This is a genomic window from Homoserinimonas sedimenticola, assembly GCF_026094475.1.
In the GTDB taxonomy this organism is placed as follows: domain Bacteria; phylum Actinomycetota; class Actinomycetes; order Actinomycetales; family Microbacteriaceae; genus Homoserinimonas; species Homoserinimonas sedimenticola.
The window spans coordinates 2024879-2040988 of sequence record NZ_JAPELL010000001.1 but is presented as its reverse complement, the minus strand read 5'-3'; the positions used below and the strand labels follow the sequence as shown (position 1 = coordinate 2040988).

At 68.9% G+C, this 16110-nt stretch carries 15 protein-coding genes and 1 riboswitch; of the genes, 9 read left to right on the top strand and 6 right to left on the bottom strand.

From position 1 onward, the window contains the following. The first annotated feature begins 54 nt into the window (after positions 1-54). The 6 genes from OH146_RS09765 to OH146_RS09740 all read left to right on the top strand — a co-directional run bounded on the left by OH146_RS09765 (position 55) and on the right by OH146_RS09740 (position 7698). Positions 55-1320, top strand: coding sequence for an MFS transporter (locus tag OH146_RS09765; RefSeq protein ID WP_265159892.1), 1266 nt, complete (start codon positions 55-57; stop codon positions 1318-1320). A gap of 140 nt (positions 1321-1460) precedes the next feature. Continuing rightward, on the top strand, positions 1461-3977 hold the full coding sequence (locus OH146_RS09760) for a hypothetical protein (RefSeq protein WP_265159889.1): 2517 nt from the start codon (positions 1461-1463) through the stop codon (positions 3975-3977). Positions 3978-4033: 56 nt separating this feature from the next. Beyond that, positions 4034-4120, top strand: a riboswitch (ZMP/ZTP riboswitch). Between the two features lie 55 nt (positions 4121-4175). Further along, the gene (glyA, locus tag OH146_RS09755; RefSeq protein ID WP_265159887.1) at positions 4176-5474 is read left to right on the top strand and encodes a serine hydroxymethyltransferase; all 1299 of its coding nucleotides are present in this window, start codon (positions 4176-4178) and stop codon (positions 5472-5474) included. Then, a complete protein-coding gene (locus OH146_RS09750; RefSeq protein ID WP_265159884.1) occupies positions 5471-6352 on the top strand; it encodes a bifunctional methylenetetrahydrofolate dehydrogenase/methenyltetrahydrofolate cyclohydrolase in 882 nt (293 codons plus the stop codon). Before glyA ends, OH146_RS09750 begins: the two co-directional genes overlap by 4 nt. An 82-nt stretch (positions 6353-6434) precedes the next feature. Then, positions 6435-6689, top strand: coding sequence for a hypothetical protein (locus tag OH146_RS09745; RefSeq protein ID WP_265159881.1), 255 nt, complete (start codon positions 6435-6437; stop codon positions 6687-6689). 40 nt (positions 6690-6729) lie between these two features. After that, entirely contained in the window at positions 6730-7698 is a 969-nt protein-coding gene (locus tag OH146_RS09740; RefSeq protein WP_265159879.1) for a DUF368 domain-containing protein, read from the top strand. 102 nt (positions 7699-7800) lie between these two features. On the opposite strand, the gene OH146_RS09735 is transcribed toward OH146_RS09740, so the two are convergent. Genes OH146_RS09735 through OH146_RS09710 form a run of 6 tightly spaced genes read right to left on the bottom strand, consistent with a single transcriptional unit; the run spans position 7801 to position 14183 of the window. Further along, entirely contained in the window at positions 7801-9435 is a 1635-nt protein-coding gene (locus OH146_RS09735; protein WP_265159877.1) for a long-chain-fatty-acid--CoA ligase, read from the bottom strand. A 27-nt stretch (positions 9436-9462) separates the two neighbouring features. Continuing rightward, the gene (locus OH146_RS09730) at positions 9463-9927 is read right to left on the bottom strand and encodes a MaoC family dehydratase (protein ID WP_265159874.1); all 465 of its coding nucleotides are present in this window, start codon (positions 9925-9927) and stop codon (positions 9463-9465) included. 3 nt (positions 9928-9930) lie between these two features. Then, a complete protein-coding gene (fabG, locus tag OH146_RS09725) occupies positions 9931-10686 on the bottom strand; it encodes a 3-oxoacyl-ACP reductase FabG (RefSeq protein WP_265159871.1) in 756 nt (251 codons plus the stop codon). Positions 10687-10721: 35 nt separating this feature from the next. Beyond that, complete coding sequence (locus tag OH146_RS09720) at positions 10722-11945, bottom strand: acyl-CoA dehydrogenase family protein (RefSeq protein ID WP_265159869.1); 1224 nt, start codon at positions 11943-11945, stop codon at positions 10722-10724. 1 nt (position 11946) lies between these two features. After that, on the bottom strand, positions 11947-13032 hold the full coding sequence (locus tag OH146_RS09715) for a phosphotransferase family protein (RefSeq protein WP_265159868.1): 1086 nt from the start codon (positions 13030-13032) through the stop codon (positions 11947-11949). A gap of 44 nt (positions 13033-13076) precedes the next feature. After that, entirely contained in the window at positions 13077-14183 is a 1107-nt protein-coding gene (locus tag OH146_RS09710; RefSeq protein WP_265159866.1) for an alcohol dehydrogenase catalytic domain-containing protein, read from the bottom strand. Between the two features lie 106 nt (positions 14184-14289). Between OH146_RS09710 and OH146_RS09705 the strand changes: the two genes are divergently transcribed. From OH146_RS09705 to OH146_RS09695, 3 genes are all read left to right on the top strand, one after another. Further along, complete coding sequence (locus OH146_RS09705) at positions 14290-14745, top strand: GNAT family N-acetyltransferase (RefSeq protein WP_265159864.1); 456 nt, start codon at positions 14290-14292, stop codon at positions 14743-14745. Beyond that, the gene (locus OH146_RS09700) at positions 14745-15053 is read left to right on the top strand and encodes an MGMT family protein (protein WP_265160743.1); all 309 of its coding nucleotides are present in this window, start codon (positions 14745-14747) and stop codon (positions 15051-15053) included. The genes OH146_RS09705 and OH146_RS09700 overlap by 1 nt, the downstream gene beginning before the upstream one ends. 91 nt (positions 15054-15144) lie before the next feature. Beyond that, positions 15145-16107 (top strand): ABC transporter substrate-binding protein, encoded by a 963-nt coding sequence (locus OH146_RS09695; protein ID WP_265159862.1) that lies wholly within the window; start codon positions 15145-15147, stop codon positions 16105-16107. Positions 16108-16110 lie beyond the last annotated feature (3 nt).

Genomic DNA, 16110 nt, shown 5'->3' with positions numbered 1-16110 from the left:
CGGCGGCCCGTTGGCGTCGCCGCGCCCACCGTCCCGATCGGACACGCACGCTGCATGACCAGGCCTGATTCCGCCCCAGCCCGGCACTTCCCCTACCTCGCGCTCTTCACGGTCGCCCTCGCGGTGTTCCTGAGCGTCACGATCGAGATGCTGCCGACGGGGCTGCTCTCGCAGATGGGTGACGAGCTCGGGGTCTCCAACTCGCTCGTGGGCCTCACCGTGAGTGTCTTCGCGTTCACGGTCGTGCTGACGAGCGCAGCGCTGACGCATCTCACCCGCCGGGTGAACCGGCACACGCTCGTTGTGACGGTGCTCGCGGTGCTGGCGATCGCGACCCTGCTGACGGGTCTCGCCCCGAACTATCCCTTTCTCATCGCCGCCCGCATCTTCGGCGGCGTCGCGCACGGCATCTTCTGGGCCGTCGTCGGCGCCTACTCCGCGTACCTCGTGCCGAAGGAGCAGATCGGGCGGGCCGTCTCGATCTCCCTGGGCGGCGGCTCGCTCGCGTTCGTGCTCGGCGTGCCTCTCGGCACGGCCCTCGGCCAGGCGATCGGGTGGCGCGGGGCCTTCGTCACACTCGCGGTGCTTACCCTGCTCGGCACGGCGCTCGTCTACCGCTTCCTCCCGCGGGTCGCGGCCGGGGCGGAGACGCCAACGGACAGCGTGCAGACCGTGACATCCGCCAGTGGCAGCGTCTCGGTCGTGCGCAACCCGACCCGCGCGCCCAGACCCGAGCAGTCGGTCGCCGCCGTCGTGGCGGTGTGTCTCATCACGGCGCTCGTCATGATCGGGCACTACGGCTTCTACACCTATGTCGAGCCGTTCCTGACGGGGCCCATGGGGGTCGACCTACTCGGCGTGAGCCCCTCGCTCTTCGGGTACGGCATTGCCGGCACGCTCTCGCTCGTGATCGTCGCGACCGTGTTTGCGGCCCGTCCGCGCCTCGGCCTAGTGCTTGGCCTCGCGGCGCTCGCGCTCATCGCCCTCGCCCTGACTCTGTGGCCGGGGGTCCTGCCGCTCTCGCTCGCCCTTCTCGTGCTGTGGGGGCTCAGCTTCGGGCTCATCCCGCCGCTTCTGCAGACGCGCATCCTGCATGTCGCGCCCGCACGCATCCGCGACACGGCGAGCGCCTTCTACACGACGGCCTTCAACACGGGAATCGGTGGCGGTGCCCTGCTCGGTTCCATCGCGCTGCGCGAGTGGGGCGTTGGCGCGGCCCCCGCCATCACGGCCGTGCTCGTCGCGGCGGCGCTCCTGCTGACGCTCGCGACGGATGCTGCGCTCTCCCGCCAGCAGAGGCGCCGCGTCTTCGAGCACTGACGGACCACATAGACGCTGCCGTTCACCCGTGCTTTGGGGTAGACGCATGGTATATCGGGAATTCCTCGGCTCAATATGCTTGCCGTGTCCCGCCGTACCCACGGCCTTTTCTCCGCGAGACCCGAACCCCGGAGCACACCATGACAGCATCTCGGCGCGCCCGCGCGCCCTTCATCTCGGCCGGCGCGGCCACCCTCGCGCTAGCCCTCACCCTCGGTAGCGTCAGCCCCTCGTGGGCGGACGGCGGAGCGTCCCCGGAGCAGGCGGCGGATGTCGCGATCCAGGGCGCCATCTCGGAGCCGACCGAGCCGAGCACCGAACCGAGCACCGAGCAGAGCACCGAGCCGACGGAGTCGGCCCCCGCTCCCGTTGCCGATTCTGGCCCCGTCGCCGATTCTGTCGAAACGACGCCGGAGGAGACGACGACCCCCGAGGAGACTCCTGCACCCGAGGGCGAGTCCGGCTCTTCGGGAGATCCCGCCTCGAGCCCCGCACCGGATGCGACCGAAACGGACACCGAGGGGGTCGACCCGAGCGGTGAACCCTCCGAGGCGCCCGCCGCTGTGGCGGCGCTCCCGAGCATGACGATCGACTTCACCGACTCGTCGATCGGTCCTGGAGAGCGCGCGACGGTCTACTTCAACGGCGACATCGAGGCGACCTATTACGAGGGCGACTACGGCTGCCAGTTCGTCTTGATTGATGGCGAACTCGACGGCGCCAACGGCACCTCGTATTACGAGTTCGACTACTCCTTCGAGAACCTCCTCGATTTCGGTGTTCCGCGGGGAGCAGAACTCAGCTACGCCATCGCCCCCGATGACGAGGCCAACTGCTCCAGCTACGAGCCCGGCACCCCCAGCTGGTCCTCCGTGACCGTCGCGACGACCACGATCGCGCTGCCCGAGCCTGGCGAGCCCTCGCTGAGCCGCTGGAACGTCACGTGCGATTACGGCGATGGCGACTCGATCGCCTACGCAACGGAATCGGCGACGTGGACGGGCATCTGCCTCACCGACGGTGAGATCAGCGAAGGCACGACCGCGACCAAGTCCGACGCCTTCGACGGCTTCGGCGCCACCGTGCTCTACGACGAGGAGTCGGACTGGGAGTATCGAGTGACGGCGAACAGCCTCACCGCGTACAGCGTCTCCCCCGGCCAGCTCCGCTTCACCGACCGCGGCATCCAGATTCCTGGACGCGATGGAACCGTCGATGTGAGGATCCAGCTCAACATCGCCGGCTCGTGGGCCACCTGGTCGGTCTCGGTGGTCGAGTCCGGCACGGGCACACCGGCCACTGTCGCCATGCGGTTCGAGGGCAACCTGGGCTCCGATAGCGACACGGCGTGGACCCCGTACTCGGGCGGCATCGTCTCGGTCGATACGACTTGGAACAGCGACCCTGCCATCATCCACGCCGTGTCGGTCACGGGAGGCTCCGGCGCATACGACGTCACTGAGAGCAACGACTGGATGACCTACCAGCTCGCGGGCAGCGGCTTCCGCTACTCGGTCGGCCTTCTCGACTACTGCGGTGATGTCGACCGCGTCGCCCAAAGTGTCGCCATCGGCCAGGCGATCGGCAGCCACCTCGGCACCGACCTGGAGCGCCTCATCGGAGAGGGTTGCCGCGGCGCGGATGTCCCGCTCGTCAACGCGATCGTCGGCGAGGCCCTCGACGTGACGGTGCCGATCTCGCTCCTCGGTGAGTGGGATCTTGCGTCGGGCGCCACCATCGACGTGAGCGGATCCCTCCCCGACGGCCTCGCGTATGAGGTGCTCGACGAGTCGAAGCCGGGCGTTGCCCCGAGCATCCGCATCTTCGGAACGCCGACCGAGACGGGCGTCTTCGCCCTCTATGTCTACGTCTCCACCGACGGCGGAAGCACATATTCACAGGCGGTCCTGCAGGTGCTGCCGGTCGCGCTGGGCGTCTCCGCCACGGGCGTGACCCTCACGCAGGGCGTCGAGGCTGCGGCATCCGTGCCCCTCACCCTCAACGGCCCGTGGGACCTCGCGGCGGGCGCCGAGATCGAGGTCACAGGCCTGCCGAAGGGTGTGACCGCCGAGGTCACGGGCGCGGGCACGGCGGGCGTCACCCCGACCCTTCGCCTCGTCGGAACGCCCGTCACCGCGGGCGACTACGTCGCAACGGTGACGTTCACCGCGGCAAACCGCTTCGCTGAAACGGATGTCGCGATCACCGTGTCGCCCATACGGGACAACCTGACGATTCAGCTGGGCATCACGAAGGGCGAGCAGGTGGCGGGGGCGCCCGTCACGGTGCTCGGCGCGGGCCTCCTGCCCGGCTCGGAATGGACCGTCACGGTTCGTTCGACCCCGCAGGTGATCGCCTCGGGCACGGTGGACGCTGCGGGCAGCTTCAGTGTCACGGCACCCCTGCCGAGCAACCTCGAGTCGGGATGGCACAGCATCACGGTCGACGCGACCCTGGCCGACGGCACCGCCGCATCCCGCGTGCTGTGGTTCCAGATCGCCGCTGATGGAACGCTCGTGCAGGTCTCTGAGAGCGCACCGGCGGCCCTGCAGGTGACGGGCGCCGAGCCTACCCCGGCCCTGTGGCTGGGCGGCGCGCTCCTCGCGCTGGGCGCGGCCCTCAGCGTGGGCGCCGGCCTCCGCCGCCGCACCGCCTAGCAGCACGATGAAGGGCGGGGTCGAGACATCGACCCCGCCCTTTTCGCGCGCTAGAATCGTCTCGTCGCGACTGGCGTTGAGGTGGGCAACCACCGGGGAGCGACTGCCTGACATCGACGCGGCCGTACGCCTGGGCCGCCCGAGAACCGCACATTCAGTTGCGGGTACCGTGGTCATGTCAGTCGTAAGGAGCCAGCTGTGAACGACAAACTCCCCTCCACCTTCACCGACCCGCTGTCGAGCGTCGACCCCGAGATCGCGGCCGTGCTCGGCCAGGAGCTCGGCCGCCAGCGCGACACCCTCGAGATGATCGCGAGCGAGAACTTCGTCTCGCGCGCCGTGCTCGAGGCACAGGGCTCCGTGCTCACCAACAAGTACGCGGAGGGCTACCCCGGGCGCCGCTACTACGGCGGCTGCGAATACGTGGACATCGCGGAGGATCTCGCCCGCGATCGCGCCAAGGCCCTCTTCGGCGCCGGCTATGCCAACGTGCAGCCCCACTCGGGCGCGCAGGCCAACGCCGCCGTGCTGATGGCGCTCGCGAGCCCCGGTGACAACATTCTCGGCCTCGAGCTCGCGCACGGCGGTCACCTCACGCACGGCATGAAGTTGAACTTCTCGGGCAAGCTCTACAACGCCAACTCCTACGGCGTCGACCCCCAGACCGCCCGCGTCGACATGGACATCGTGCGCGAGCAGGCTCTCGCGGTGCGCCCCTCCGTCATCATCGCCGGCTGGTCGGCCTATCCCCGCCAGCTCGACTTCGCGGCCTTCCGGGCGATCGCCGACGAGGTCGGCGCCAAGCTCTGGGTCGACATGGCGCACTTCGCGGGTCTCGTCGCGACGGGCCTGCACCCCTCGCCGGTGCCCCACGCGGATGTCGTCAGCTCGACCGCTCACAAGACCCTGGCCGGCCCGCGCTCCGGCTTCATCCTCACCAACGACGCGGAACTCTCCAAGAAGATCAACTCCGCGGTCTTCCCCGGCCAGCAGGGCGGCCCCCTCATGCACGTCATTGCGGCCAAGGCCACAGCCTTCAAGCTCGCGGCCGAGGAGGAGTTCAAGGATCGCCAGGAGCGCACCGTGCGCGGGGCAAAGATCATCGCGGAACGCCTCACGGCAGATGACGCGAAGACGGCGGGCATCGACCTGCTCACGGGCGGCACCGACGTGCACCTCGTGCTCGTCGACCTCAAGAACTCGGCCATCCACGGCAAGGACGCGGAGGACATCCTGCACTCCGTCGGCATCACCGTGAACCGCAACTCGGTGCCGAACGACCCGCGCCCGCCGCTCACCCCCTCGGGCGTGCGCATCGGCACGCCCGCGCTCGCCACCCGTGGCTTCGGCGACGAGGAGTTCACCGAGGTCGCCGACGTCATCGCGCAGGCCCTCATGCCGAACCCCGACATCGAGGCCCTCTCGGCACGCGTGCAGAAGCTCGCGGGCGAGTTCCCCCTCTACCCGGGCCTCGAGTCGCCGGGCACCTGGGCATGACCGCCACCATTCTCGACGGCGTCGCCACGGCATCCCTCGTCAAGGCTGAGCTCGCCGAACGCATCAGCGCTCTCAAGGGGCGCGGCGTCACGCCCGGCCTAGGAACCCTCCTCGTGGGCGACGACCCCGGCTCGCGCTCCTATGTGGCGGGCAAGCACCGCGATTGTGCCGAGGTCGGCATCGAGTCGATCCGGGTCGACCTGCCCTCCACGGCAAGCGATGCGGATGTCGCATCCGCGATCCGCGACCTCAACTCCGACCCCGCCGTGACGGGCTACATCGTGCAGCTCCCCCTGCCGAAGGGTCTCGACGAGCACGCGGCCCTCGAACTCATTGACCCCGCGAAGGATGCCGACGGCCTGCACCCCACCAACCTGGGCCGCCTCGTGCTGGGCGTCGATGGCGAACTCGACTCGCCGCTCCCCTGCACGCCCGCCGGCATCGTCGAGCTCCTGCAGCGCTACGAGGTACCCATCGCGGGCAAGCACGTCACGATCGTCGGTCGCGGCCTCACGGTGGGCCGCCCCCTCGGCCTGCTCCTGACCCGCAAGGGCCTGGATGCCACGGTGTCGCTCACTCACTCCCGCACGAGCGACCTCGTTGCCGAGGTGCAGCGTGCCGACATCGTCGTGGCCGCCGTCGGGGTCGCGCAGCTCATCCGCCCCGAATGGATCAAGCCGGGCGCCGCCGTGCTCGACGTCGGCATCACCCGCGTCGAGAACTCCGCAACGGGCAAGGCCCAGCTGCTGGGCGATGTCGATCCCGCTGTGGCGGATGTCGCGGGGTTCCTCTCCCCCAACCCGCGGGGTGTCGGCCCCATGACCCGGGCCATGCTGCTGCGGAACGTGGTGGAGGCGGCGGAGCGGGCGCTCGCCTGAGCGCCCTCCTCGTCCTCGTGCGGCGCTGGGAACTCTCCGAGCAAAGGTGGCCTCTCCGACGGACCGCACCTACCGTGAGGGCATGAGCGACACGAACAGCGACAGCGGCATCACGAGCGGCAAGCGGGGCGGAAGCGACGGGGCGAGTAACGACGACAAGCCCGACTTCGCCCTCCGCGACATGGAGCACAGCGAGGCGCCCATCGACCAGGTCGGTGAGCAGCGTGAAAGCACGGGGCAGCGGCAGGACGAAGAACAGAATCCGCCACTGCCGGACTGGGGCCCGACCGACGGCGAGCACGGCACCGACCAGGACCCCGAGTTGACGGACGAGTAGGCGCGCCCCCTTTCGAGCATCCGATCCATAAACTGGGGCAATGCCCTCGCCCCGCTTCAGACCGTTGTCGGCCCTGCTCAACGCGCTTCGCGGCGCACTGATCGGCATCGCCGAGATCATCCCGGGGGTGAGCGGCGGCACGATCGCCCTCATCACGGGTGTCTACGGCACCCTCATCGGCTCGGCGGGGCATCTCGTGCGCGGCGTCGTCGCGTTCGTCGTCGACGGGGTGCGGCGCCGCGGCCAGGATCGCAGCCGCGAGCACTTCGCCCAGGTGCGGTGGGGCGTCATCCTCCCCCTGGCGGTGGGCATGTTCCTCGCGGTCGTCGTCGCGGCCCGGATGCTCGCGCCTCTCATCGAGGAACACCCCGAGATCGCGCGCGCCCTCTTCGCGGGCCTCATCGTCACCTCGCTCATCGTGCCCGCACGAATGGTCGGCTGGCCGTGGCACGGACGCGAATGGGTCGCCGCAGCTGTCGCCGCCGTGGCCGCTTTCGCATTCTCCTCGATCCCCTCCGCGGCGCCCGCCGATCCACCCCTCGCCCTCGTCGCCCTCGCGGCCGCCCTCGCCGTGTGTGCTCTCGTGCTGCCGGGCGTCTCGGGCTCCTTCCTGCTCGTGATCGTCGGCATGTACGAGCCCACTCTCAATGCTGTCAACGACCGCGACTTCGCCTACCTCGGTGTTTTCATCGTGGGCGCCGTGGTCGGCCTCTCGCTTTTCGTGAGCGCCCTCCAGTGGTTGTTGGAGCACCGCCGCCGCATGACCCTCGCGATCATGACCGGGCTCATGGTGGGTTCCCTGCGCGCCCTGTGGCCGTGGCAGACGGAGGAGGGCGAGGTGCTCGCACCCGGCGACGTGGGCGTCGCGGCGCTCGCGTTCCTCGCGGGCGTCGTGATCGTCGCGGTGCTGCTGCTCGTGGAATCGCGGCTCGTGCGACGCCGGGCCGTCGAGGGCGCGGATGTGCTGCATCCGTCAGCCTCGGATGTCACGGGCGACCAAGCCCGCTGAACGGCAAGAGCTGAACGGCAAGAGCTGACCGGCGCCGACCCAGCGCCACGCAAACGGCTCCCGCACCCCAAAGCTGCGGGGCGCGGGAGTCGCTTGCTTGCGCTATGCCGTTGCGGAGGCCTCCGACGCGTACTGCGCCGAGAGCTCACGCTTGAGCACCTTGCCACTCGGGCCGAGGGGCAGCTCGTCCACGAAGTGGACGACGCGCGGGAACTTGTAGGCCGCCATGTGCTCCGAAGCGTAGGCCGTGACATCCTCGACCGACAGCGACGAACCGGGGGTGCGGATGATGGCCGCCGCGACCTCCTGGCCGTGACGCTCGTCCGGCACACCGAAGACGGCGACCTGCGCGACCCCGTCGAGGCGAGAGAGCACCTGCTCGACTTCGTTGGGGTAGACGTTGTAGCCGTTGCGCACGATCATGTCCTTCTTGCGGTCCACGATCGTGATGCGGTCGTCGTCTCCCTTGCAACCGAGGTCGCCCGTGCGGAACCAGCCGTCCACAATCGCCTCCGCGTCCGCATCCGGGCGGCCCAGGTAGCCCTTGAAGAGGGCGTGGCCGCGGATGACGATCTCACCGAGCTCGCCGCGCGGCAGAAACTCGATGCGGTCGTCGATGTCAGCGTTCGCGATCTCGACGTCGACACCCCAGATGGGGCGCCCGACCGTTCCGGCGACGGGCTCGTCACGCTGGTGATTCGTCGCCGCGATGGGCGAGGTCTCGGTGAGGCCGTAGCCCTCGTGCACCCGGGCGCCGAACACTTCGCTGAACTTCTCGAGCACCGCGACCGGCAGTGACGCGCCGCCGGAGATGCCGTATTCGAGCGGGGGGCGCTCGGGGTTCCGCGCTGCGGCCTCGAGGAGCCCGATGAACATGGTCGGCACGGCCACGAAGGAGGTCGCCTTGTGCTTGACCATGAGGGCGAGCGCCTCGTCTGCATCGAACTTGGGCAGCAGGATGATCGCGGCACCACGGCGGAAGGCCGTATTGAGCACTGCCGTCTGCCCGAAGGTGTGAAATAGCGGCAGACCGCCGAAAAGCACGTTGTCGGGCCTCACGTCGAAGAGGTCGATGAGGGTCACGTGGACCTGCTCGACGAGCGACATGTGGCATCCGACCGCGCCCTTGGGTCGCCCTGTCGTGCCACTCGTGTAGAGGATCGTGGCGGGGTCGAGCGGCGCGGTCGACTCGTAGCGCTCGAGCGGGGTCGCGGCCTTCGCCTCGTCCTCGAGCCGCGGCACGGGCACCTGCTCGACCATCTCTTCGGGCAGGAGCACACTCACGGTCGGCACCTGCGCCATCGCCGCGCCCTTGCCGCCCTCCGCGAGCATGGGGGCGGCGGCGATGAGCAGCTTGGCGCCGCTGTCGCGCAGCACGTACTCGATCTCCTCCGCCTTGAGCAGCAGGTGCACGGGCACCACGACGGCCCCGAGCGAGAGGACGGCGTAGTAGGCACGGGCGAAGTCGGGCACGTTGGGGATGAGCAGCGCGACGCGGTCACCCTTGCCGATGCCGCGAGCCCGCAGCGCGCCCGCATACGCGAGCGTCTGCTGCCACAGTTCGCCGTACTTGACCTTCTGGTCGCCGATGATGAGCGCCGTGCGCTCGGGGAAGCGGTGCGCTGTGTCGGCGAGGATCGCCGCGACGGAGAGCGAGGCGAAACCGGACGACGTGAGGGCGGATGCGTCGGTGCTGGCGGGTGCGGCGGTGCTGGCGGGTGCGGCGGTGCTGGTCATCATTGACCTCCTTGTCGGGGTGACGGGTCAGCTGGTGGGAGAGCCGAGGACGAAGAGCGCGATCGTCTCGGCGATGGCGGCGGGCTTCTCGACACCATCGATCTCGACGACGGTCGAGCTGGTGATGCGCGCCCCCTGGGGCACGCGCTCCACGGCGGCGATCGTCGACCGGGCACGGATGCGGCTGCCGACCGCGACCGGGTTGACGAAGCGCACCTTGTTGAGGCCGTAGTTGACCGCCATGAGGGTGCCCTCGATGTTGACGGCGTCCGCGGCAAGACCGGGCAGTAGCGAGAGGGTCAGGTAGCCGTGCGCGATGGGGGCACCGAACGGGCCCGCCTTCGCCCGCTCGGGGTCGACATGGATCCACTGGTGGTCATCCGTCGCATCCGCGAAGGTGTTGACCCGCTCCTGGTCGATCGTGAACCAGTCGCTGACGGACTCGGCCCCGATGGCCGCCTCGACCTCATCGATGTTCGCGTAGCTGGTCATGGCTCAGGCCTTCGGCCCGCCGGCGACGTAGAGCACCTGGCCGGAGACGAACGACGCCTCCTCGCTCACGAAGAAGGATGCGGCCGCCGCAATGTCGTCGGGCGTGCCGGCACGGCCGACGGGAATCTCGGATGCCGCGTGGGCCATGAAGTCCTCAAAGCTCACGCCGACACGCTCCGCCGTCGCGCGGGTCATGTCGGTCGCGATGAAGCCGGGGGCGATCGCGTTCGCCGTCACGTTGTAGCGCCCCAGCTCGATCGCGAGGGTCTTGGTGAAGCCCTGCAGGCCGGCCTTCGCGGTCGAGTAGTTCGCCTGGCCGCGGTTGCCGAGGGCCGACGTGCTCGAGAGGTTCACGATGCGGCCCCACTTCTGCTCCACCTGGTGCACCTGCACCGCGCGAGACATGAGGAAGGAACCGCGCAGGTGCACGTTCATGACGGCATCCCAGTCGTCGTCGCTCATCTTGAAGAGCAGATTGTCGCGCAGAATGCCCGCGTTGTTGATGAGGATCGTGGGGGCGCCGAGCTCCTCCGTGACGCGGGAGACGGCGGCCGTGACATCCTCGGACTTGGAGACGTCGGCGCCGATGCCGATGGCGTCGCCACCGGCGCTGCGGATGGCATCGACGGTGTTCGCCGTGTCCTCCTCGCGCAGGTCGATTATGGCGACCTTGTGGCCGTCCTTGGCGAGGCGCAGGGCGACGGCGGCGCCGATTCCTCGGCCCGAGCCCGTGACGATCGCGGTGCGGGTGTCAGTCATTCGGTTGTTCTCCTCTGTCTCAGTCGTGGTGCGATTCAGGCGGTGCGGCGCAGCTCGGCCTTGCCGAGAGCACTGAGGTGGACCTCGTCGGGGCCGTCGGCGATGCGGAGCGCGCGCGCCGTCGCATACATCTCGGCGAGGGGAAAGTCCTGCGAGCCGCCGGCGGCCCCGAAGATCTGGATGGCGCGGTCGACGATGGTCTCGAGCATCCGCGGCACTGCCACCTTGATGGCCTGGATCTCCGCGTGGGCAGCGCGGTTGCCGACCGTATCCATGAGCCAGGCGGTCTTGAGCACGAGCAGGCGGTTGGCCTCGATCGCGATGCGCGCCTCCGCCATCCACTCGCGGATGACCCCCTGCTCGGCGAGCGTGCGGTGGAACGCGGTGCGCGAGTTCGCGCGCTCCCGGGCCAGATCGAGCGCGCGCTCCGCGAGCCCGATCGCGCGCATGCAGTGGTGGATGCGCCCGGGGCCGAGGCGGGCCTGTGCGATGGCGAAACCCTCGCCCTCCCCCTTGAGGATGTTGCCGACAGGCACACGCACATCCTCGAAAAGCACCTCCGCGTGGCCGCCGTGGTCGCGGTCGTCGAAGCCGAAGTAGGTGAGGGCGCGCACGACCGTGACGCCGGGGGTGTCTCGCGGCACGAGCACCATGCTCTGCTGGCGGTGACGCTCGGCATCCGGGTCGGTCTTGCCCATGACGATGAAGATCGCGGCGTCGGGGTTCATCGCCCCCGTCGACCACCACTTGCGTCCGTTGATCACGTACTCGTCACCCTCGCGACGGATGCTCGTGGCGATGTTCGTCGCATCCGAAGACGCCACCTCGGGCTCCGTCATGCAGAAGGCGGAGCGGATCTCCGCGTTCAGGAGCGGGGTCAGCCAGCGCTCCTTCTGCTCGGGCGTGCCGAACTCGCGGAGGATCTCCATATTGCCCGTGTCGGGGGCGGCACAGTTCATGGCGGCGGGGCCGAGCTTGGGGCTGCGACCGAGCACCTCGCACAGCGGCGCGTACTGGAGGTTGCTGAGGCCGGCGCCGCCATCCGTTCCCTGCGCCGAGGCGGGAAGGAAGAGGTTCCACAGGCCCTGCCTGCGCGCCTCCTCGCGAAGCTCCGCGACGACCGGCGGAGCCGACCACCGCTCTGGCTCGGCAGCGAGCTGCTCCTCCAGCACCGACTCTGCCGGGTACACATGCTCCGTCATGAACCGCTCGACGCGGGCGAGGAGTTGCTTGGTCGTGTCGTCGTAGTCGAACTGCATGTCACGCCTCTCCTGTGAGGTAGCGGCGGCCGGCCCTCGCGAGAGGCAGCACGATCGAGCCCATGTGCTCGAAGCCCTCCCCCACCGTCTGGCCCGCCTGATAGCGGTAGTGGATGCCCTCGAGGATGACCGCGAGCTTGAAGGCGGCGAAGGCGAGATACCAGGACATATCGGGAATCTCGATGCCCGCGGTATCCGCATAGACCTCGATGAGCTCGGCGAAAGGCGGATAGCCCTCGCCGGGGGCGACCGAGGTCGCCACGACGCCCTGCGGCATTCCCTCAAAGGAGTTGATGTCCCAGTAGAGCCCGAAGAGACCGAGGTCGGTGAGCGAGTCACCGAGGGTTGCCATCTCCCAGTCGAGCACCGCCTGGATATGTGGCTCGCCCGCCGCGTCGATCGCGACGAGAGCGTTGTCAAGGCGGAAGTCGCCGTGCACGATCGAGGTGTAGAGAGTCTCGGGGAAGCGCTCGCCGAGCTCCCGCTGCAGTGCGTCGAGCTCGGGGAGGTCGCGGTTGCGGGAACCCTCGTACTGACGACCCCAGCGGTCGAGCTGACGCACGAGGAAGCCCTCGGGGCGGCCGAAGTCGGCAAGCCCCACCGTGGCGGGGTCGATCGTGTGGAGTTTCGCGAGCACCCTCGCGAGATCGTGGCTGAGCCGGGTGAGCTGCTCGCCCGTGAAGTCGGCGTTGTCGCGCTGCGATTTCAGCGCTCGACCCTCGACGCGCTGCATGAGGTAGCAGGGCATTTCGACGCCCGCGCTCGCGTCGTCGATGAAGAGCACGGTGCGGGGCACGGGAACGGCGGAGTCGGCGAGCGCCGAGATCACGCGGAACTCGCGCGCCATGTCGTGGGCCGTCTTCTGCACGTGACCAAGGGGCGGGCGGCGAAGCACGAGCGGCTCGCGCGCCCCGTCGAGCGCGTAGGTGAGGTTGCTGCGACCCCCCGCGATGATGGTCGCACTGAGCGGCGTGCCCGTGAGCAGTTCGGGAGCGTTCGTCGAGAGCCACGTCTCGAGTGCGTCGAGGTCAAGGCCGGGAATCGCCCTGCCGCCGGTCGTCGTCGTCCCGCTCGCATCTTCGCTCACGGGACGACGATACCGACTGGCCGGTATGTATTGCAACCGCGAGATCACTTGTCGAACATGATCACCTGACGGATCGCGGCGCCCTCCGCGAGAGCATCCATCCCCGAGTTGATCTCCTCGAGCGAGATCCGCGAGGAGATGAGCTTCTCGACGGGAAGGCGGCCCTCCCGCCACAACTGGGCGTAACGAGGGATGTCCCGCTCAGGAACCGCCGAGCCGAGGTAGCTGCCGACGATCGTGCGCGCCTCCGCGACAAGCCCCAGCGGCGAGACGGATGCCGACGCCGTCGGCGCCGGAAGACCCACAGTGACCGTGGTGCCGCCCGGCGCAGTCGCTGCGATCGCCGTCTCGAAGGCTCGCGCATTCCCCGCCGCCTCGATGACGACGGGCGCCCGCACGCCCTGCTCGGCGAGCTCCTGCGGCAAGTAGACGGTCGACGCCCCGAGCTCGAGCGCCCGGTCAAGCTTTTCCTGCACCCCATCGACGCCGATGACGGTGTGACCCAGCGACACGGCGGCAAGCACGGCGGCCATTCCCACGCCCCCGAGCCCCACCACGATGATCGTGTCGCCCTCCTGCGGACGGCCCGCATTGATGACGGCACCCCCGCCGGTCAGCACCGCGCAGCCGAGGACGGCCGCGACCTCCGCCGGCACGTCGTCGTCGACCGGCACGACTGAGTGGCGGTTGACGACGGCGTGCGTCGCAAACCCTGAGACCCCGAGGTGGTGGTGCACGTCGTCCCCGCCGCGGTGCAACCGGTGCGCGCCGCCCACGAGTTCCCCCGCGTTGTTGGCGCGCGTGCCGACCTCACACGGGAGGCGACCCTCGGTGCGGCATCCGGCGCATTCGCCGCAGCGAGGCAGGAAGGTCATGACGACGCGCTGCCCCACCTCGATGTCATCGATGCCCTCGCCCACCTGCTCGACACGGCCCGCCGCCTCGTGACCGAGCAGCATGGGCACGGGCCGCACGCGGTTGCCGTCGACGACGGAAAGGTCTGAATGGCAGAGGCCCGCCGCCTCGATACGCACGAGCAGCTCGCCCGCCTGCGGAGCGTCGAGCTCGAGCTCGCCCACCGTAATGGGCTTCGACGCCGCGTAGGGCCGCTCGCGACCGATCTCCTCGAGAACTGCACCGGTGATCTTCATTGAAACCTCCTGCCGTGACACCGAAACCGGGATGCCACATTCTCACGAAAACAGGGATGCGCAACATACCGCTGTGCGGCCGGTGCGGTGCGGGTTAGCCTGAGGCATGGGCGAATTCAGAATGGAAGAGCTGTCGGCCAGCAATGTCGTCGCCGCGAACAGCCTCACCCTCAAGCCTGGCCAGGAGCAATTCATCGCTCCCGTGACCTACGCGATGGCCGACCCGTTCCTGGATCCGACCACCACGTGGTCGCGTGTCGCGATCGACAGCGAGGGCGACGTCGTGGGCTTCCTCCTTGCCAATTTCGATCCGGACGCGATGGACGAGGAGTTCCGCAGCTGCATCTGGCGCATGAACGTCGCGGCCGAGGCCCAGGGGCGCGGTGTCGGGCGGTTCATCGTCAATGAGGCGGTGGCGGAGGCGCGACGCCGCGGCTTCGAGCGGCTCACCGTCATCTGGGAGTCGGGCGACGAGGGGCCAGAGGAGTTCTTCCTTCACATTGGCTTCCGGGTGATGGGCGAGACCCAGTACGGGGAGAAGATCGGCGCGATCGAGACGTGATGCGCGCCGGCGACGATTTCACCTCGGCCGTGCTCGACGTGGTCGCCGCGATCCCGCCCGGCAGCGTCATGACCTACGGCGACGTCGCAGCCGTGCTCGGCTCACGCGCAGCCCGGTCAGTGGGCGGCATCCTGTCGCGCTATGGGGCGGATGTCCCGTGGTGGCGCGTCATCCGGGCGAACGGCCTGCCACCCGCCGCCCACGAGGAACGCGCCCTCGAGCATTATCGCGAGGAGGACACCCCTCTGCACTGGTCGTCGGATGGGACGTACCGCATTGACCTGCGGCGGGCGCGGCACCGCGCCTGACCCCCAGAGGGGTGATATCGAAGGAGCCTCGAATCTGGCACCATAGACAGCCAGCCCGAGCTTTACCCACCTTCACTTGTGGAGCTAGTCAATGAAGACCTCTGCCATCGCGCGCGCCATCGTCGTCATCGGCGTCGCCGCGGCATCTGTCACCGCATGCTCGCCGCAGGGGGTGGGCGCCAACGGCACAACCGAGCTGACGATCGGCGCCCTGCCAAGCGTGGAAAGCGCCCCGCTCTTCCTCGGCCAGGAGGAGGGTTTCTTCGCTGACGAGGGCCTGAACATCCGGATCGCCGCCCTCGCCTCGGGCACCGGGATGCTGATCGACCCCGTCGTCTCGGGAACATACGACATCGCGGTGAGCGACATGCTCTCCATCCTTTCAGCCCAGGAGGATGGCGCAGACCTGCGGCTCCTCGCGCCCGCCGGCTCGGCCACGGGCGACCCGACAGCTGATTTCGGGGCGCTCGTCGTCAACAACGACTCGACCTACACGACCCTCTCCGATCTCGAGGGCGCCTTCGTCGGAAGCAACAGCACGGGCGACACCAACAACACGGTGCTGCGGGCCATCATGGATGCCGAGGCCGGCTTCTCGTACACGGTGCAGTGGAAGGAAGTACCGTTCCAGTCCGCTGCATCCGCCCTCAGCGACGGAACGGTCGACGCCGCCTTCCTCGTCGAGCCCTACCTGACGCGGGCCCTCAACGGCGACAAGCGTGTGCTCAGCTACACCTACTCGGCGTTCGACCCGTCCCTCGACGTCAATGCCTACTTCACCTCGGCCCGCTTTGCGAACGAACGACCCGAGGTGTTGGAGCGCTTCATGGCCGCCCTGGAGCGATCGATCGAGTATGCGGCGGAGAATCCCAGTGAGGTGCGTTCCGTCATGACCTCGTACGCCGAAACCCAGTGGAACGAGCGCACCGCCGCCGTGCTCCCCCGCTACACCACGAGCTTCGACCTGGATGCTGCCGCACACCTGTCACGCAGCGCCGTCAAGTACCTGGTGCTCAAGTCGGAGCCGGACTTCGACGCCCTCATCATCGACTGAGCT